Origin of the sequence: Rheinheimera sp. (genome assembly GCF_036568245.1) — a bacterium.
Taxonomy (GTDB): Bacteria; Pseudomonadota; Gammaproteobacteria; order Enterobacterales; family Alteromonadaceae; genus Alishewanella.
The window spans coordinates 1-2,375 of record NZ_DATCSY010000087.1; the positions used below are offsets into that span (position 1 = coordinate 1).

General features: G+C 47.7%; 4 protein-coding genes. All 4 read right to left on the reverse strand.

Going from position 1 to position 2,375, the window contains the following annotated elements:
• On the reverse strand, positions 1–956 hold a 956-nt coding region (locus VIN66_RS03840), incomplete at its 3' end, for a serine hydrolase domain-containing protein (protein WP_331922760.1).
• Between the two features lie 149 nt (positions 957–1,105).
• Positions 1,106–1,543 (reverse strand): DUF2059 domain-containing protein, encoded by a 438-nt coding sequence (locus tag VIN66_RS03845; protein WP_331922761.1) that lies wholly within the window; start codon positions 1,541–1,543, stop codon positions 1,106–1,108.
• Between the two features lie 121 nt (positions 1,544–1,664).
• The gene (locus VIN66_RS03850; protein WP_331922762.1) at positions 1,665–1,994 is read right to left on the reverse strand and encodes a hypothetical protein; all 330 of its coding nucleotides are present in this window, start codon (positions 1,992–1,994) and stop codon (positions 1,665–1,667) included.
• A gap of 15 nt (positions 1,995–2,009) precedes the next feature.
• Positions 2,010–2,375: hypothetical protein (locus VIN66_RS03855; RefSeq protein WP_331922763.1), on the reverse strand; the 366-nt coding region annotated here is incomplete at its 5' end.

The following is a 2,375-nucleotide window of genomic DNA, read 5'->3' on the forward strand; positions in this document are numbered from 1 at the left end:
GTGCGGGCATGGGCGATAAAGTCACGGCTAACCAGTTGTTTACCCTGCCAATTACCATCGCGCAAAAATAAATAGCCAAACCGGGCCAGATCCCAGGCATTAATAAACATGCCACCACCCCAGTGCCCGCCACCTGACACACTCTGAATGTGCTGGCCATCCAGCTCAATCCAACTGTTGTCATAGCCATACCAGCGCCAGGTAGAGCTGGCACCAATCGGCTGCATAATGCGTTCGTTCAGCACCACCGGCAGTGGCTTACGCCAGACGTAAGTTGTTGCCAAAGCTAATACATTCACCCGAACATCATTGTATTTGTAGCGTGTCCCGGGCGTGTACAAAGGCCTGTTGGGCCAGCTTTTCGCCTCGCCTTCCGGCCTGTCAGCCCAATCAGGTTTTCCCCACAAACTGCCTTGCCAGTCGCTGGTTTGTCGAAGCAGATGATCCCAGCGGATAACGCTGTTATGCTCACCGCGGAAAAGCGTATTGTCCGAAGGCAAATAAGGTCCAACGAAATCCTGAACGTTATCAATCAGCCCATCATCCAGCGCCAGACCTGTCACCGTGGTCAGAAAGGTTTTACTGATGCTGTGCGTCATATCTACGCTTTGAGTATCGCCCCACTGTGCGATGACATTACCGCGATATACAATGAGCCCATTTACACTGGCACGCACTGACATAGGGCCAATAATCTGATCATAGGGCTCGCGTGCACCAAAGGTTGTAGCCTGCACTATCGCCTGGTCCTTTGATGCCGGGTTCTCACTCAGAATGGCATAATCTACTGCCTGTTGCAGTTTAGCCGCATCCACCCCAAGGCTTTGCGGCGTAGCCTGTTGCCATTTTCCTGATGGCGGAAAATAGTGCTCTGCGGCTATAAGCTTTGTACTGGCCGATAAAACGGCAACAGCAGCAATGAGCTTACAGTGTGTTTTAAAGAAGGTCGTTTGCATGATTTTCTTCAATACGATGAAAAGATAGCTGAACCATAAAACAATTCATCACTAAATACAGCTGCGTCAGCGTGATATAACCGTCAGATCAACAAGCAAATACGAAGAAACCACCGTCAGGTGGTTTCAATGGTGTTGTTTACTGTGTGCTATTTAGCTTTCTGACTTTCATAGCGCTGGACAATTTTTTGTGCCAGCTGCTGTCCCCATTGCTGCCCCAGCATCATAGATTCCCGCATGATCGCAGGCTGAGTTTTAATCATTTTCTGCCCGACATCGGAGGCGTAAAACTCATTTAGCGCTTTAACATCAGCTTCTGTCAGGTGCTTCTGATATACCGGGATCAACAAATTCTCCAGCTCTTCAGCATTGACCTCTTGCATCACATCGTCCCAGAACGTCGCCGGGGCATCTGGTATCATATTTTTCAGCGCCGGTATCATCTGATTCATCATTTGCACGCCGAGATCACCGGCACCAGACACCTGAAGTAACTTTTTAATACTTTCCGGTTTTGCCTGCTGCGCTATCGCCGGCATTGCAAGCCCGACTGTTAGACAGATTGCCAGAAAAACACACTTCCTCATGCTTACATCTCCATTTTATACCATTAACTGAAGCTGTACTTTAACGTAATCGCTCGATGATGTCAGCGCCAATATGAGGCTGCAGCGCTGATATAATTTCAGCTGTACGCCATCAGCCAACTTATAATAAGGTAAAATTCAGTGCAGTATTTACACTTTGGCGCAGGGAGTCCATTGCAGCGTTTATCGCCTGTTCTATCGCAACCCGGCTTAATCCTGTAACAGTAAGCAACACGGTGCGCGAAGCATTGCGTTGGATCTGATGATGCAAGCGGGCCTGTTCAGGCGTGATTTCGCCAGTTAACTGCATGCGCTCAATCATCACCAGATTTTCAGCCAGCTTCCTCGCTTCAGCCCTCGCGTACTCTTTAATGTCCGGCCACTTATCTGCCAGCTCGGCTTTAAAAACCTGCAGCATACTGGCGGCTAGTTCTGTTGCATCTAAGCTCATTGTTATTTCCTCTTTTTAAATCAATGGCCTACTGCGTTTCTTTGCCAGTTCAAGTTTCAGGATGGCAGTAATACTGCTATCAAAATTATTGCGCAAATTAGTTACCTGATCCGGGGTAAAACAACCAAGCTGGTGCAACTGTTCAAGGCTACTGAGGCTGTCTTGTAATAGTTCAACCTGTTCGATAGTAAGTTCATTCGCTTCTATCGCCTGAACACGCACCGAAATAGCACTTAGCGCGATTTTGGCTTGCTGATAAAACTGAGTATGATTACTGTATTTACATTCTGGCAGACCAGCCTGACTTTCAACAGTTAAGAAAAACTGCGTCATCTCTTTTTGCAGCGCCGTTATTGCATTATCGGTTTTCTCATCATAGCT